18 protein-coding genes are annotated in these 13,611 nt (G+C 60.4%); 9 read left to right on the top strand and 9 right to left on the bottom strand.

Annotation, left to right across the window (positions count from 1 at the left end):
- Nucleotides 1-29 precede the first annotated feature (29 nt).
- Nucleotides 30-551: a 5-(carboxyamino)imidazole ribonucleotide mutase gene (gene purE, locus ACXIQ9_RS05995; RefSeq protein WP_010313389.1), complete on the bottom strand. Its 522-nt coding sequence runs from the start codon at nt 549-551 to the stop codon at nt 30-32.
- Between the two features lie 32 nt (nt 552-583).
- Between purE and ACXIQ9_RS05990 the strand changes: the two genes are divergently transcribed.
- A complete protein-coding gene (locus ACXIQ9_RS05990; protein ID WP_459016063.1) occupies nt 584-1,735 on the top strand; it encodes an N-acetylglucosamine-6-phosphate deacetylase in 1,152 nt (383 codons plus the stop codon).
- A 32-nt stretch (nt 1,736-1,767) separates the two neighbouring features.
- Nucleotides 1,768-2,493, top strand: coding sequence for a magnesium protoporphyrin IX methyltransferase (gene bchM / locus ACXIQ9_RS05985; protein WP_459016062.1), 726 nt, complete (start codon nt 1,768-1,770; stop codon nt 2,491-2,493).
- On the opposite strand, the gene ACXIQ9_RS05980 is transcribed toward bchM, so the two are convergent.
- The 3 genes from ACXIQ9_RS05980 to ACXIQ9_RS05970 are packed head-to-tail and all read right to left on the bottom strand — an operon-like array spanning nt 2,464 to nt 4,693.
- Entirely contained in the window at nt 2,464-3,420 is a 957-nt protein-coding gene (locus ACXIQ9_RS05980; protein WP_459016061.1) for an RluA family pseudouridine synthase, read from the bottom strand. The genes bchM and ACXIQ9_RS05980 overlap by 30 nt on opposite strands.
- Entirely contained in the window at nt 3,413-4,144 is a 732-nt protein-coding gene (locus ACXIQ9_RS05975; RefSeq protein WP_247476856.1) for a response regulator transcription factor, read from the bottom strand. Before ACXIQ9_RS05975 ends, ACXIQ9_RS05980 begins: the two co-directional genes overlap by 8 nt.
- Nucleotides 4,145-4,153: 9 nt before the next feature.
- Nucleotides 4,154-4,693, bottom strand: a complete 540-nt coding sequence (locus ACXIQ9_RS05970) for a hypothetical protein (RefSeq protein WP_459016060.1) — start codon at nt 4,691-4,693, stop codon at nt 4,154-4,156.
- A gap of 20 nt (nt 4,694-4,713) precedes the next feature.
- Here ACXIQ9_RS05970 and ACXIQ9_RS05965 point away from each other — a divergent pair, with 20 nt between their 5' ends.
- The gene (locus ACXIQ9_RS05965; RefSeq protein WP_459016059.1) at nt 4,714-5,862 is read left to right on the top strand and encodes a cysteine desulfurase family protein; all 1,149 of its coding nucleotides are present in this window, start codon (nt 4,714-4,716) and stop codon (nt 5,860-5,862) included.
- Nucleotides 5,863-5,936: 74 nt separating this feature from the next.
- Complete coding sequence (locus ACXIQ9_RS05960; RefSeq protein ID WP_459016058.1) at nt 5,937-6,707, top strand: hypothetical protein; 771 nt, start codon at nt 5,937-5,939, stop codon at nt 6,705-6,707.
- Here the strand turns inward: ACXIQ9_RS05960 and rsmH are convergent, their stop codons facing one another.
- A complete protein-coding gene (gene rsmH, locus ACXIQ9_RS05955; protein WP_459016057.1) occupies nt 6,708-7,586 on the bottom strand; it encodes a 16S rRNA (cytosine(1402)-N(4))-methyltransferase RsmH in 879 nt (292 codons plus the stop codon). It lies immediately after the preceding gene.
- Nucleotides 7,587-7,672: 86 nt separating this feature from the next.
- On the opposite strand from rsmH, the gene ACXIQ9_RS05950 reads away from it, so the two are divergent.
- The 3 genes from ACXIQ9_RS05950 (at nt 7,673) to ACXIQ9_RS05940 (ending at nt 9,961) form a co-directional block, all read left to right on the top strand.
- Nucleotides 7,673-8,857, top strand: coding sequence for an NAD(P)H-quinone oxidoreductase subunit H (locus tag ACXIQ9_RS05950; RefSeq protein ID WP_010313409.1), 1,185 nt, complete (start codon nt 7,673-7,675; stop codon nt 8,855-8,857).
- On the top strand, nt 8,847-9,272 hold the full coding sequence (locus tag ACXIQ9_RS05945) for a DUF2752 domain-containing protein (RefSeq protein ID WP_459016056.1): 426 nt from the start codon (nt 8,847-8,849) through the stop codon (nt 9,270-9,272). Before ACXIQ9_RS05950 ends, ACXIQ9_RS05945 begins: the two co-directional genes overlap by 11 nt.
- A 230-nt stretch (nt 9,273-9,502) precedes the next feature.
- Complete coding sequence (locus tag ACXIQ9_RS05940) at nt 9,503-9,961, top strand: acyl-CoA thioesterase (protein ID WP_459016055.1); 459 nt, start codon at nt 9,503-9,505, stop codon at nt 9,959-9,961.
- Nucleotides 9,962-10,002: 41 nt separating this feature from the next.
- On the opposite strand, the gene ACXIQ9_RS05935 is transcribed toward ACXIQ9_RS05940, so the two are convergent.
- Nucleotides 10,003-10,431, bottom strand: coding sequence for a hypothetical protein (locus ACXIQ9_RS05935; protein WP_459016054.1), 429 nt, complete (start codon nt 10,429-10,431; stop codon nt 10,003-10,005).
- A gap of 257 nt (nt 10,432-10,688) precedes the next feature.
- Between ACXIQ9_RS05935 and ACXIQ9_RS05930 the strand changes: the two genes are divergently transcribed.
- Nucleotides 10,689-11,351, top strand: a complete 663-nt coding sequence (locus ACXIQ9_RS05930) for a hypothetical protein (RefSeq protein WP_459016053.1) — start codon at nt 10,689-10,691, stop codon at nt 11,349-11,351.
- Here the strand turns inward: ACXIQ9_RS05930 and ACXIQ9_RS05925 are convergent.
- Nucleotides 11,348-11,773, bottom strand: a complete 426-nt coding sequence (locus tag ACXIQ9_RS05925; RefSeq protein ID WP_459016052.1) for a hypothetical protein — start codon at nt 11,771-11,773, stop codon at nt 11,348-11,350. The genes ACXIQ9_RS05930 and ACXIQ9_RS05925 overlap by 4 nt on opposite strands.
- A 75-nt stretch (nt 11,774-11,848) precedes the next feature.
- On the opposite strand from ACXIQ9_RS05925, the gene ACXIQ9_RS05920 reads away from it, so the two are divergent.
- Nucleotides 11,849-12,475, top strand: coding sequence for a hypothetical protein (locus ACXIQ9_RS05920; protein WP_459016051.1), 627 nt, complete (start codon nt 11,849-11,851; stop codon nt 12,473-12,475).
- Between the two features lie 6 nt (nt 12,476-12,481).
- Here ACXIQ9_RS05920 and ACXIQ9_RS05915 read toward each other — a convergent pair whose 3' ends face one another.
- On the bottom strand, nt 12,482-12,919 hold the full coding sequence (locus tag ACXIQ9_RS05915) for a hypothetical protein (RefSeq protein WP_459016050.1): 438 nt from the start codon (nt 12,917-12,919) through the stop codon (nt 12,482-12,484).
- Between the two features lie 383 nt (nt 12,920-13,302).
- Nucleotides 13,303-13,569 carry a TM2 domain-containing protein gene (locus tag ACXIQ9_RS05910; RefSeq protein ID WP_010313418.1) on the bottom strand — a complete coding sequence of 89 codons (267 nt, stop codon included), beginning with the start codon at nt 13,567-13,569 and terminating at the stop codon, nt 13,303-13,305.
- Nucleotides 13,570-13,611: the final 42 nt, after the last annotated feature.

Raw genomic sequence — 13,611 nt, 5'->3', positions numbered from 1 at the left:
GGTCACCCCAACAACACCGCCCCAACCGATCACATCTGTGCCAAGTAAGCGGCACTGCCCAGCTCCAGCAAGCGGGCGTCCTTGGCCACCACCTGATCGTGGAGGGACTGGCGGTACTCCGCCAGGCGAGCGGAGAGTGCCCCATCGGCCGTCGCCAAAATTTGCGCGGCGAGCAGGCCAGCGTTCGCCCCGTTGCCGATCGCCACGGTGGCCACGGGAATACCAGCGGGCATCTGCACGATCGAATGCAGAGAATCCACTCCGGAGAGGGCCCGGGTCTGGACCGGAACGCCAATCACCGGCAAGACCGTCAGGGACGCCACCATCCCGGGCAGGTGAGCCGCCCCGCCAGCCCCGGCGATGATCACCTTGAAACCGCGGCCGGCGGCGGCTTGGGCGAACTCCACCATCTCCATGGGCGTGCGGTGCGCCGAGAGCACGCGGACCTCCACGGGCACTCCGAGGCGGTTGAGCATCTCCACGGCGGGCTGCATGGTGGGCAGATCAGAGTCGCTCCCCATCACCACGGCCACCAGCGCAGCGTCAGACATCGGCACGTTTCAGCGTTCGCAGCGAGGATGACATGGTTCCGTTCTCGCATCGAATGCGCTGGCTGAGCCACGTTCGCCTGCCTGGAGAGCCGGGGCTCTGGCGCATTGGCCTCGCCCAGGAGCAGATCGCCGCCATCCAGCCGCTGCCCCAGGGAAGCGCCGCCGCTGGTGAGAACTGGTCTGGCGACTGGCTCAGTCCCGCCGGCATCGATCTACAAATCAACGGTGGCCTCGGACTGGCCTTCCCCGAATTGCAACCCAGCGATCTGCCCAAATTGCAGGAGCTGCTGGAGCTGCTCTGGCGCGATGGGGTGGAGGCCATCAGTCCCACGCTGGTCACCTGCGGGGTCGCCCCCCTGCGCCAAGCCCTGGGGGTGCTGAGGGACGCGCGCGCAGAGCACCAACGCGGCCGCTGCCGGCTGCTGGGGGCACACCTGGAGGGCCCCTTTCTCGCCCATGGCAGACGCGGTGCGCACCCTGCCGAGCACCTGGCAACCCCCAGCCTGGAGGCCCTCGAGGCCCGCATCGGCGGCTTCGAAGAGGACATTGCCCTGGTGACCCTGGCCCCGGAATTACCGGGTTCCGATGCGGTGATCGCCGCCCTGCGTAGCCGAGGGATTGTGGTCAGCCTCGGGCACAGCGAGGCCACGGCGGATCAGGCCTCCCATGCCTTCGAGCAGGGGGTGGGGATGCTCACCCACAGTTTCAATGCGATGGCAGGACTGCAGCACCGCAGTCCTGGACCGATTGGCGCCGCCGTCCGACGCGGGGACGTAGCCCTGGGCTTAATCGCCGATGGCGTCCATGTGGATCCGACCATGGCTGTCCTGCTGCAACGGCTGGCACCCGAGCAGGTCGTGCTGGTGAGCGATGCCCTCGCTCCCTATGGCCTGGCCGACGGGCTGCACCGCTGGGATGAGCGCACCCTGATCGTCGAGCAGGGGAGCTGCCGGCTCGAAGACGGCACCTTGGCCGGAGTCACCCTGCCCCTGCTCGAGGCGGTCAGGCGCCTGGCCCTTTGGAGTGGCGATGCCGATCGCGCCATCGCCGCGGCCACCGTCCTGCCCCGGCGCCTGCTGGGTGGGCCGATACACGTGCGGGAGCAACTGCAGGGCCTGGCCCTCGGCGAAACCCTGCGCTGGAGCGGGACCAGTGCTGAGCTGCGCTGGAGCCGGGCCGCCTGAATAGGATCCGCCCCACCTCCCCCCTGCGCCGAATGCCCGCCGATCAGCTCCTCAACGACAAGGCCGCCGAGAAGCAGGCCGAGAAGCAAGAGGTGAAGGGCTACTTCGAAACCACCGGTTTCGATCGCTGGAACCGCATCTACAGCGAGTCCAGTGACGTCAACAAGGTGCAGCGGAACATCCGCATCGGCCACCAAAAGACCGTCGACAACGTGCTGGCCTGGCTCCAGGAGCAGGGGAATCTGGGCGGCCGCAGCTTCTGTGATGCCGGCTGTGGCGTCGGCAGCCTGACCCTGCCGCTGGCGCAGCTGGGCGCCGGCTCGATTGCCGCCTCCGACCTCTCGGGGGCCATGGTCCAGGAAGCCGAGCGCCGGGCCAATGAAGCCGGCATCGCCCCAGGGCGCGTCAGCTACCTGGCCTCCGATCTGGAGAGCCTGAGCGGCAGCTACGACACCGTGGTCTGCCTGGATGTCTTCATCCACTACCCCCAGGAACCCGCCGAGGACATGGTGCGCCACCTCGCCTCCATGGCCGAGAAGCACCTAATCGTCAGCTTTGCCCCCTACACGCCAGTGTTGGCGATGCTCAAGAAGATCGGTCAGCTCTTCCCTGGACCCAGCAAAACCACCCGCGCCTACACCCTGCGCGAGAAGGGAATTGTCCAGGCCGCTGAAGCGGCGGGCTTCGTGCTCAAGCGCCGCAGCCTGAACAAAGCCCCCTTCTATTTCTCACGGCTGCTGGCCTTCGAGAAGGCCTGAGGGCAGGGGCGCCTCCAGCGCCAAACCCCTCGGCTCCAAACGCAGGCGATGGGCATGCAGCTGGTAGCCACCGGCTCCGGGCAGCACCTCAGGGCGCGCCACTCCGCCCGGCAGATACAGGGGATCCCCCAGCAGTGGGGAGCCCAAGGCGGCGGTGTGAATCCGGATCTGGTGGGGCCGGCCCGTTGCAATCTCCACCTCCACCAAACAGCCCTCCGGCCGGCGCTCGAGCAGGGTCAAGGCACTACGGGACTCCAGGGCTGAGGGATCGCCGGGGAGGGCCGCGCACCACAACTGCCCCAGCAGCGCATGGGGCCGCCGGCCAATGGGAACCGTGATCGCTCGGCTCTCGCCGCAGCGCCAGTCGGCCGCCAAGGGCTCGGTCAGGGCGCGGTAGACCTTCAGGCAGCCCCGGCTGACGGCTGATGCTGCGGTGCTCTCCCGCAGCTGGGCACTGAGCTGCGCCCGGGTCTCCCGCTGCCGCGCGCAGACCAGCAGGCCCGAAGTGAATCGCCCCAGGCGATGCACAGGCCGAGCCTCGGGCGCCCAAGGCTGGAGCTGCATCAGCAGGGTGTGCTCCAGGAATCCACCGGCGGGCAACACCGGCAGGCCACTGGGTTTGTTCAGCACCAGCAGATCACCGTCATCGATGACGACCGCGCGCTGACTCAGCACCGGCACGGCGGCCTCCTCCCAGGGGGGCCGATGCCAGATCAGCTGATCCCCGGCTGCCAACGCTGCATCGGCCCGGAGCTGCTGGCCGTTGCACCAGATCTCACCGGCGGCCAGGCGCTCCCTCCACACCGAGGGATCGGAATGGCCATAGCGCTCGGCGTAGTAGCCCACCGTGCTCTGGGCGGCCGCCTGGACCCGGTCCCGGTAGCGGTGACCGCGGTTGAGGGCCGCCGGCAGCCAGGCCCTACTCAACCAGTCCGTTTTCGAGGGCGTAGCGCACCAGCTCCGTGCGGCTGGCGGTGCCGGTCTTGGTGAACAGCCGGCTGACGTACTTCTCGACGTTGCGAATCGAGGTCTCCAGGCGCCGGGCGATCTCCTTGTTCATCATTCCCTCCGCCACCAGCTGCAGCACCGAGGCCTCCCGGGGGGTGAACTCGTGCTTGACCGCCGCGGTGGGCTGCTTGCTGCCACCGGTGGCCAGCAGGGAGCGGATTTCGGTGATCTGCTTGGCCATCTGGCCGATGTCCGCATCGGCGAAGCGGGCGGCCTCGGTCAACAGGCGCTCCTGGCGCTTGACCACGTTGTGCACCCGGGCCACCAGCTCGTCGGGGTCAAACGGCTTGGGGATGTAGTCATCGCAGCCGGCCTGGAAGCCCTCGATGCGATCGGCCGTCATGCCCTTGGCCGTCAAGAAAATGACAGGGGTGCCGCCCAGGCGCTCGTCCTCCCGCAGCTTGCGCAGCAGGCCGTAGCCATCCAGGCGGGGCATCATCACGTCGCTGATCACCACATCTGGCAGCAGCTCCTGGGCCTTGGCCCAGCCGTCCTCTCCATCGACGGCCGTCGTGACGACAAAGCCCTCGTCTTCGAGGTAGGCCTGCACGGCCGTGCGCAACCCCGGTTCGTCATCCACCAACAGCAAACGGGCTGGTGCCGCTGGCGTGACGTCTTGTTGGGTATCAGGTTCGAGGCTCATCGCCGCAATCTATCGAGGGTTTCCAGGCAGGACCTGCTGCTGCTCGATCAGCTGGCCGGAGTAGCCCAACTGCTTAGCCAGGGCCGCGAGGGTGGCGGGATCCTTACCGGCCTGCTCTGGGAAACAGGCGGCCCACCAGATCTTGTGATCCAAGCGGTTGGCCTCGGTGACCTGGCCGCCGGGGTTGAGCTCCTTGATCAAGAGTTCGTTGCGGCGCTTGGTCAGGCGCATGGGCGCACTGGCACTGCAGCGCAGGTTGTCCACGGCCAGCTCCACCCCGGTCGGGGATTCCACCCAGACGACGATGGTTCGCGCCGTGGGGTCATTGGGATCGGGCTTCACGCCGTGCACCCCAATCAGGTGCAGCCCCTCGATCGTTCCCCATTCCCGCAGCACCACCAGATCGGCCGGGCGCTGCTCCGAGGGCTTGAAGAACACGCCATCGCGCACCTCCTGGGCCTGGACGCCCAGCCCTGCAGCGGCGGCGGAGCCCAGCAGCAACGACAGCAGTGCAATGCGACGGCCCATGGCGCCCGAGTTCGGCAGCATGGTTGCCAGCATGGGCGTCCATGGCCTCCGGCGTCACCTATCTCGACTATCAATCCACCACCCCCTGCGATCCGGCGGTGGTGGAAGCGATGGCGCCCTGGTGGAGCGACGCGTTCGCCAACCCCGCCAGTCGCCTGCATCGACCCGGGCTGACCGCCGCTGCGGTGGTCCAGCAGTCCAGGACCGCCATCGCCGGCGCCCTGGGACTGACGGCTGAAGAGCTGATCTTCTGCAGCGGTGCCAGCGAAGCCAACAACCTGGCGATCAAGGGGGTGGCGGAGGCGGAGTTACGTCGTGGCGGCACCCGCAGGCGCCTGATCTGCCTGGCGACCGAACACCGGGCCGTGCTCGATCCGATGCGATATCTGGCGGGGCATGGCTTTGAGCTGGTCTGCCTGGCTCCCCAGGCCAATGGGCTGCTCGACCTGCAGCAGCTCGAGGCCGCCCTGAGCCCGGAGACGCTGCTCGTCAGCGTCATGGCCGCCAATAACGAGATCGGCGTTCTCCAGCCGCTCGAGGCCATCGGCCAGCTCTGCCGCCAGCAGCAGGTGCTGTTCCACTGCGATGGCGCCCAGGCGGTCGGCCATCTGCCCCTGCAGCCGCGCGCGCTCGGCATCGACCTGCTCAGCTTCAGTGGTCACAAGCTCTATGGCCCCAAAGGCATCGGCGCCCTGGCCATCGCCCCTGGGGTCGATCTCGCTCCGCAACAGCACGGGGGCAGCCAAGAGCGGGGCCTGCGGGCGGGGACCCTGCCGGTGCCCTTGATCGTCGGACTCGCCAAGGCCGTGCAGCTGGCCGAGGCGGATCGCGAGGCGCGGGGCCAGCGGCTCGCCGGGCTGAGGGATGCCCTCTGGCAGCGCTGCCAGGCCCTGGGCGGCATCCAGCGCAACGGCGCCGAAGCCACCTGCCTCCCCCACAACCTCAACATCAGCATCGCGGGCGTCGAGGGCACCGCCCTGCATCAAGCCCTGCGCCGCAGCCTTGCGGTCAGCAGCGGCTCCGCCTGCGCCGCGGGTGAACCGTCCCACGTGCTCCAAGCCCTAGGCCGCAGCCGCCTGGAGGCCGCCGCCTCGGTGCGCTTCAGCCTGGGGCGCTCGAGCAGCGGCGCCGATGTGGAGCGTGCGGGTGACGTGCTGGAGGAAACGCTCAAGACCCTTCGCCGGGCCTAGCGCTTCAAAAGCTCAACATTGGTAGGCAGGCGCTGTCGCGGTCGCTACTTTCCGGCCAAACACCTGCTTTTTCGATGGGATTGCCCACCCCAGGCACCAACAAGCTCTCGATCCTGCGAGCGATTGAGGATGGCTGGCAGGCCTTCTGCCGCGCCCCCTGGCCCTTCGTGCTGTTCCAGGTGCTTGTGCTGGTAATCATGGCCCCCTTCATCGGCCTGATCGCCAGCGCGTTTCTGCATCTCGCTCTTGGCGCACCTGCCCTGCTGCACCCCGTCGCCACCAAAATCGGTCTCGTGGTTGGGATTGTGGGGAATGTCGTGATTTCGCTTTGGGCTGCGGTGGGTTTAACCCGGGGCGCCTGGATCAGCCTCGAGGGTCACAAGCCCAGCTTCAGCAGCTTCACCCGCTGGGATAGCGATGCCAGCGGCCGCCTTTTCGGCTCCAGCCTCCTGCTGACGATCGTCCTGGCGGTTGTCGGCGCCGTGGCCTGGGCCATTGGCTTTGGTCTCGGTAGGGTCAACGCCGTCCTGTTCTGGATCCCGGTGATCGCCTTCGCGATCTTCAAGATCTGGCTGGTCGTGACCCAGCAATTCCTGGTACCGATGTCGCTCTATGGCACCAGGCGCCCGGTGGAAACCCTGCAGGCCGGCATCGACGGGGTCAACCCCAGCTGGTGGACCGTGGTCTGGTTCGTGATCGTCGAGAGCGTCGTCGCTGGCGTCGCCTGGCTCTTCAACGCTGGCGGCCTGCTGGTGCTGGCTCCGGTGCTGATCTGCGTAAGCACCGCCGCCTACCGCCAACTGTTCGGCAGCCAGGACCACACAGGGATCATGAGCAACAACTGATCAGATCAAATCGCGCCGCCTAGCGACGCGCCATTTTGCAGAACGGCTGCGAGGGTTGGAGCTCTGCTCCTCCTCTCCAGCCGTTTCTGGTTTTCGGGTCACCCGTTGCAGCCGCTCATCACTGCTGAAGGCAGTTTTGACGCGGCGATCCTCAAGGGAGTGGAAACTGATCACCCCCATCAGGCCGCCGGGCTCTATCCAGTCGGGAGCTTGCTGGAGCAGGCGATCCAGGACCCCCAGTTCATCGTTGACGGCAATGCGCAGGGCCTGGAAGGTGCGGGTCGCGGGATGAATCCGTCCGCGGCGCGCCTTGGGGGCGTAGCAACCCGCCACCAGGTAGGCCAGGGCATCGGTGCCGGCGAAGGGCCCCTGTTCAGCGAGGTGCTGCTTGATCTTGCGGGCGATGCGGCGGGAGAGCCGCTCCTCTCCGTAGGCGTAGATCAAATCCGCCAGCTCCGTCTCCTCCAAGCGCTCGATCAGCTCCGCCGCGGTCTCACCGGCCTGCGGGTTCATGCGCATGTCCAGGGGACCGTCCTGGCGAAAGCTGAAGCCCCGCTCCGCCACATCCAACTGGGGACTGCTCACCCCAAGATCCGCCATCACCGCCAGAGCTGGCTCCTGGGGCTGGTAGTCCGCAAAGTTGGTCGCGACGATGCTGACCCGGTCTCCAAAGGGCTCCAGCCGCTCCGCCGCGGCCTGGCGGGCAGTGGGGTCCTGGTCCAAGCCCACGAGTCTCAGGCCTGGGTGCGCCTCGAGCAACAGGGCGCTGTGGCCGCCCCCACCGAGGGTGCAATCGATCAGCAGGCCACCGCCCCGCTTCTGCAAAAGGGGTTCCAGCGCAGTGAAACTGGCCAAGACCTGCGCCGCCAGCACAGGCACGTGATCAAAGGCCTGTGCCAGCGGAGGTGTAAGCAACGGGCCCTTCCTTCCTAAGATCCCGCCAGCGAGTCCTCTTCCTCGGCCCCATGACGCAGCTGGAAACGCGCACGGAGCCGATGGTGGTCAACTTCGGGCCCCACCACCCCTCGATGCACGGGGTGCTGCGGCTTGTGGTGACCCTGGACGGTGAGGACGTGGTGGATTGCGAGCCGGTCATCGGCTACCTCCACCGCGGCATGGAAAAAATTGCCGAGAACCGCACGAACGTGATGTTCGTGCCCTACGTCAGTCGCATGGACTATGCGGCTGGGATGTTCTACGAGGCGATCGTGGTCAACGCCCCGGAGCGCCTGGCCGACGTGCCGGTGCCCAAGCGGGCCAGCTACATCCGCGTGTTGATGCTTGAGCTCAACCGCATCGCCAACCACCTGCTCTGGCTTGGCCCCTTCCTGGCGGACGTGGGCGCCCAGACGCCGTTCTTCTACATCTTCCGCGAGCGGGAGATGATCTACGACCTCTGGGAAGCAGCCACGGGTCAGCGTCTGATCAACAACAACTACTTCCGTATTGGTGGTGTGGCAGCTGACCTGCCCTATGGCTGGCTGGACAAGTGCCTGGACTTCTGCGACTGGTTCGGCCCCAAGATCGACGAATACGAAAAGCTGATCACCAACAACCCGATCTTCCGCAAGCGGATTGAGGGTCTCGGCACGATCACTCGCGAGCAGGCGATCAACTGGAGCCTGTCGGGCCCAATGCTGCGCGCCTCCGGGGTGCCCTGGGACCTGCGCAAGGTCGACCACTACGAGTGCTACGACGACTTCGACTGGAACGTGGCCTGGGAGAAGGAAGGCGACTGCTTCGCCCGCTACCGCGTGCGTATCGAGGAGATGCGCCAGTCCCTCAAGATCCTGAGGCAGGCCTGCGAAATGATCCCGGGCGGCCCGACCGAGAACCTGGAAGCCCGCCGCATGGCTGAGGGCAAGGGCAGTGAATTCGCTGGCTTCGACTATCAGATCGTGGCTAAGAAAGTGGCGCCCACCTTCAAGATCCCCAACGGTGAGCTCTACACCCGTCTGGAATCAGGCAAGGGAGAGATCGGTGTGTTCCTGCAGGGCAACAACGATGTGACCCCCTGGCGCTTCAAGATCCGCGCGGCCGACTTCACCAACCTGCAGATCCTTCCCCACATCCTCAAGGGGGCCAAGGTGGCCGACATCATGGCGATCCTGGGCTCGATCGACGTGATCATGGGCTCGGTTGACCGCTAATCGGTTTCTTCAACGGATTCAACGCAGCGGCTATCTGCTGCCTGCCGGACTCACCAGCGCGATCTGGCTGAAGGGCCTGCACCCGGGCCTGCCCGGCTGGAGCTGTCCGCTGCGGGCACTCACGGGTGTTCCCTGCCCCACCTGCTACCTGACCCGCGCCACCGCCGACAGCCTGACGGGCAATCTTGATGGGGCCATGCAGCTCCATGCTTTTGGTCCAGTGGTGGCGGGGGCCCTGGTGGCCTGGTCCATCGCCTCGATCCGCCAACGCCGCCTGCTGCCGTTTGGGATCCCGGCGCTGCCCCTCGGCGCTTGTGCCATCGCCCTCCTGATCTATTGGTTCCTGCGTCTCGCGGTGAGCTTTGGTGGCTGGGCCGGCCCAGAAGCACTCAAGTTCGCAATAGATTCAATCTGATATCTGTCGCATAAGCAATGGCCCGATCAAGGATGATCACCATCGGGAGATCAGTAAGCAATTACCGAACGTAGCCTCCACCTACATCAAGAACTATCATGAATGGCGCGAAGAAAGCAATTATACTGACAAGCATGCAAAACGCTCACATAGAGGAAGAGGGGCAAATACACCTCAACCCATAAAGGTTTACCACCCATTTAACAATTAAACATAGAACCCTCGCCTCTATGATCACCCAAAATCCAAACAACTGGCTACATCTATTCCGACGAGTACGTTTTGGAGAAACAGATAGCGCAGGAGTCATGCATTTCCAGCACGTCCTGCGATGGTGTCATGAATCCTACGAAGAAAGCCTGGAGATCTTTGGAGCGTCTATGCATGAGATATTTCCCACGCCAAGCAACCAACCAGAGGTTGCCCTGCCAATTATTCATTGCAGCTCTGATTTCTGGAGGCCAGCGACCTGCGGAATGGGCCTTGATATCGAGCTGCAGCCATTTCGCATAGACCTAACAAGCTTCGAAGTGAGTTACGAATTCAGGAGCGAAGAAGAAGTCATAGCAAAAGGCCTTACGAGACATGTTGCAATTGAGGCGAGAACACGTAAACGACGCGAGCTTCCCAGAATTATAAACAGATGGCTCGAGTCTTCATCAATACAAAGAGGTGTCAGCCCTTTGTAAGGGCCGCAAAGTTCAACAGTCGACCAAATAACCGGTGGCAGCTATTCTGGGACTTCGCCTTTTTTGCCACTGATAGCCAAAAGCCTTTCACCAAACTCTTCGGCAGCGAATCTATTGTAAAATCTGAATATAACCGTCTTCTTCTCTCGGAAGTCATTTAGATATCGAAACCTAAAGTCAACAACCGCCGTAAAGGGAGAAATTGCTGCGTCCTTCCATACATAGTGCATATTTTCGCCAAGAAGCTCTTTGCAGCGAACATCGGCATCGCATACCTCAACCGAACGCACGTCCGAAGTTCGGACGTCTAGATAGCCTCGCGGGATGTTAGAGGTAATTCGACCTTCACTGTAAACATGCACTTCACATGGCGTAAATGGGCTGTATGAACTGCACAAAGCCTTATGCCTTGTCCTGGCATCGGCCAGCGCCGGCAAGCAAATCGCCATAACTGCAAAGGCGACAGCCATAGAAATTCGTTTTCTCATGCGCTGTAGCTACCGTTGATGATGATACAATACCATGAATTAGACCAACCCCGCACCAAATGCTATCAAGCAACCCCCCTCGTTTCACAGGAGCTCTTCTAACTTTTACTCTTGCAACTGCAATAACTGTTCCCTCATCTGCTGAGATTAATCCCGCAGGCAGCACAGAGCCCCCCACCAGTTCTAGGCCTTCAATTCTTGATGGAATAAGAAAGCCAATATCTTCTAAGATAATCCTGATGCCAGTCATTGATAAATCTAGCTACAGCGGATCACAAGGGGCTTTCAAAGATTTCACAACTGAAGTACTGAATCAAGCAATACGCAATTCGGGAGTCAGCACCCTTCCTTGGTTCAAAGTCAGCAAAGCGCTTGAACAAGAAGTGTATGGCCTTTCTTCACCAGGAGCATCTAGCTCACCCTTCAGGATGGTGATGGGGGTTGGCCTAAAGCAAGACCTGACCAGTGACCTCTACATCTCTGAGATGATCTCCGCAGGGGCAAAGCTAAGAGCCAACTACATAATTCGACCAGTTATTCTCAAATTAACCACATCCTCAAAAGTTGATACCAAACGTCCTACATGCCTGCCAATCTTTGGTTGCGTTAATAAAGGCAGCAGCACAATGCAGGTGTTTGGTGAAGCCGATATCAAGGTCGATGTAATCAGCATCCGACAACAAGACATCATTGCTTCTCGTACATTCAGCGGCCGATCTGTTGAAGTCACCAAAGAGCGCCTTCTCCGCATTGACGCAGTAGTAGGCTCCCAAGCTTTCAGCAGCCCCGACTGCTCAGGAGTGATAAGCGATAAAGATATATGCAATGATTCCAAGCTTAAGCTTGCTTTATACGACACGGTCGACAAGATCGTAGAATTTGTCGACCTAAAAGTAAACTAGCCATTCCCTTCAGGGGTGATATCAGCAAGCAACGCCTTCATAGGGGGTACATTCGCAATATCATCGAAGTCAATGATTAAGGTCGTATAGCCACCAATATCCGGATCTCTAAATACAAGCGTGAATACATGAATGTGCTCGACTCGAGTTGTTAGAAGTGATGCTCGTTTTCTGAGGCTTGAGTTTTCATATGACCATCGGACCAGGTTTTTCAGCTGAAATCGATGGGCTGCGCCAGATTTGACTAACTTGGCTGTAATGAATCTACGAAAGAATGACACATTACAGATATCTTTTTCGACAAAGTCGACTTGACATTGGAGGTCATTAAAACGTTCTGCCCCTAATGCCGGAACAACTGAAGAAAGCTGGAGGGCATGGACGAGAAGTGATGCGGCCAGAACTGTAAAAACCTTTTGCATCCTTCATAAGGATCAATCTCGTTGTACTATAGCCTAGAAGGCATTTGCGTTGGCTTTATGGTGTCTCGCCCTGATATGACTGCACGTTTTACGGTCGCGGCTTTTTTGGCCCTAGTCCAGCTTTTTAGTAGCAACTCAGCACTAGCCGAGGATCAAATATTTGATGCAATCTGTCTCCCGGAAAAAAAGAAGTGCCGAATAAGGGTTAGCACCACAGAATTTAAGTTTGAAGACGGCACAATTCTTCCTGTGCGTCGAGTTGTCTCCTGGGGAAAAGCAGGCAAAGGGACAAGACCAGATATTGGGATGGCCTTGGGGTCTGCAATCTTGACGCCAGTCATGCCTTTAGCGGTGTTTGGGCTGTTCAAGAAAAAACACGAATACATATTTGAGCTAAACCATATCAATGAAAGCGGCGAGCCTCAAACCAGGCTAATCAAGTTTCTAAATAAGAAACCGCAAAACAGATTCACCAGGCATTTAGCCTCGATCACAGGACTTGCAGAGCACTCAATCTCAAAGAGTGCGGTAAACTTATATAAGTTCAATAAAGGGTCATTGGCGGCAAATTTTACAGGCCGAGAGCTTGTGGGAAGCCAAATTCATTTGTTTAATGCTCGATGCGAAGTCAACGTCTCTTATAGCTGCTTGAGTGGAATACCAGTAACTTATCCGCGTGTATTTGAGGTTGTAGATTTTTAGTCTAGTTCACTTGCAAAAGCTTTTAACTTTTGAAAAGTAGCTGCCAATGACATCCCCTCTATAAATAAGTCCTTTCTGAAACTCCACTTGGGCTTGCGTAATAAGGTCATCCCAGCGTGAGCCAGACTCTGGTCCAACCTGAGCGATGGATTCTTCTTTTGAAGAGCGCAACGAAAGAATAGACTTATTGGAGGAGCTCACAAAGATCGGCATTCCTTCAACAATCTGAAGTATCCCAAATGTATAAACTGCACATGCAGCATTCCCCTTGTTATTTGCGATAATCTGGCTAGCCGACTGAATCGCAGAAGTATAAGCTTTTTCATCTGCAGGATTTGAGGAGTAGGCCTGAAGAGAACGCTCAAGGCCAACGATAGAAGCACCTGCAGAGCCCGGCATTGACACCAAGGCGACGAACCCAGCACAGAGAAGCTTAGTCTTCACACATAGAAAGCCAGATGACTCTATATATAGCACAAGCGCCTGCCACTAGTAAACGCGCCCCACTTCGGCAATCCCAGAAACGTCCCGAGCCACAACTAACTGGCCAGAGGATACTTTTTCATAAGCCAAAATCAAAAAAAATGCGCAGATCTTGGCACTATACACTACTCATTAGGCGAACTTTATTCCCCTACAAGGTGGGATTCAGCCCCTTTAGAAACAACGCCAAGGCACCAGAAGAGCGCAGCCAGTTGCAGGGGAAGCAAACTCGCCAGAAGAGCAAAGGGGTGGAATCCCTGGGCAGGGACTGTTGAGAACAGGCCCACACTGACCAAAGCGGAGAGCGGCAGGATCCAACGATGGGCCGATTTCAAGGCCACACCTCAGAACCACTCTTTGCTGTTCTGGATGTAGATCGACTCGAATTCTTCTGGGGTCTTCGTGAGGTAGATGATTCCCTCAATGATTCCAATCACGCCCATCACAAAACCAGCGATGCCACAGGTCAACACTGTGACCAGCAACATGATCAGCCCAGCGGTGTTGTAACCCAGCACAAATTTGTGCACACCGAATGAGCCCAAAAAGATCGCCAGCAGGCCAGCTGCGAGCTTTTTATTGCTGGCTTCGGTGAGGTTGCTCTCGACCATCGGTCCTCCCGCCACAGGCCGCTTCTAGCAAAGCCCGCTGGA

It is taken from the genome of Synechococcus sp. LTW-G (assembly GCF_054459035.1).
The sequence above is the reverse complement of the archived record's forward strand: the minus strand, read 5'-3'. Positions and strand labels throughout refer to the sequence as shown.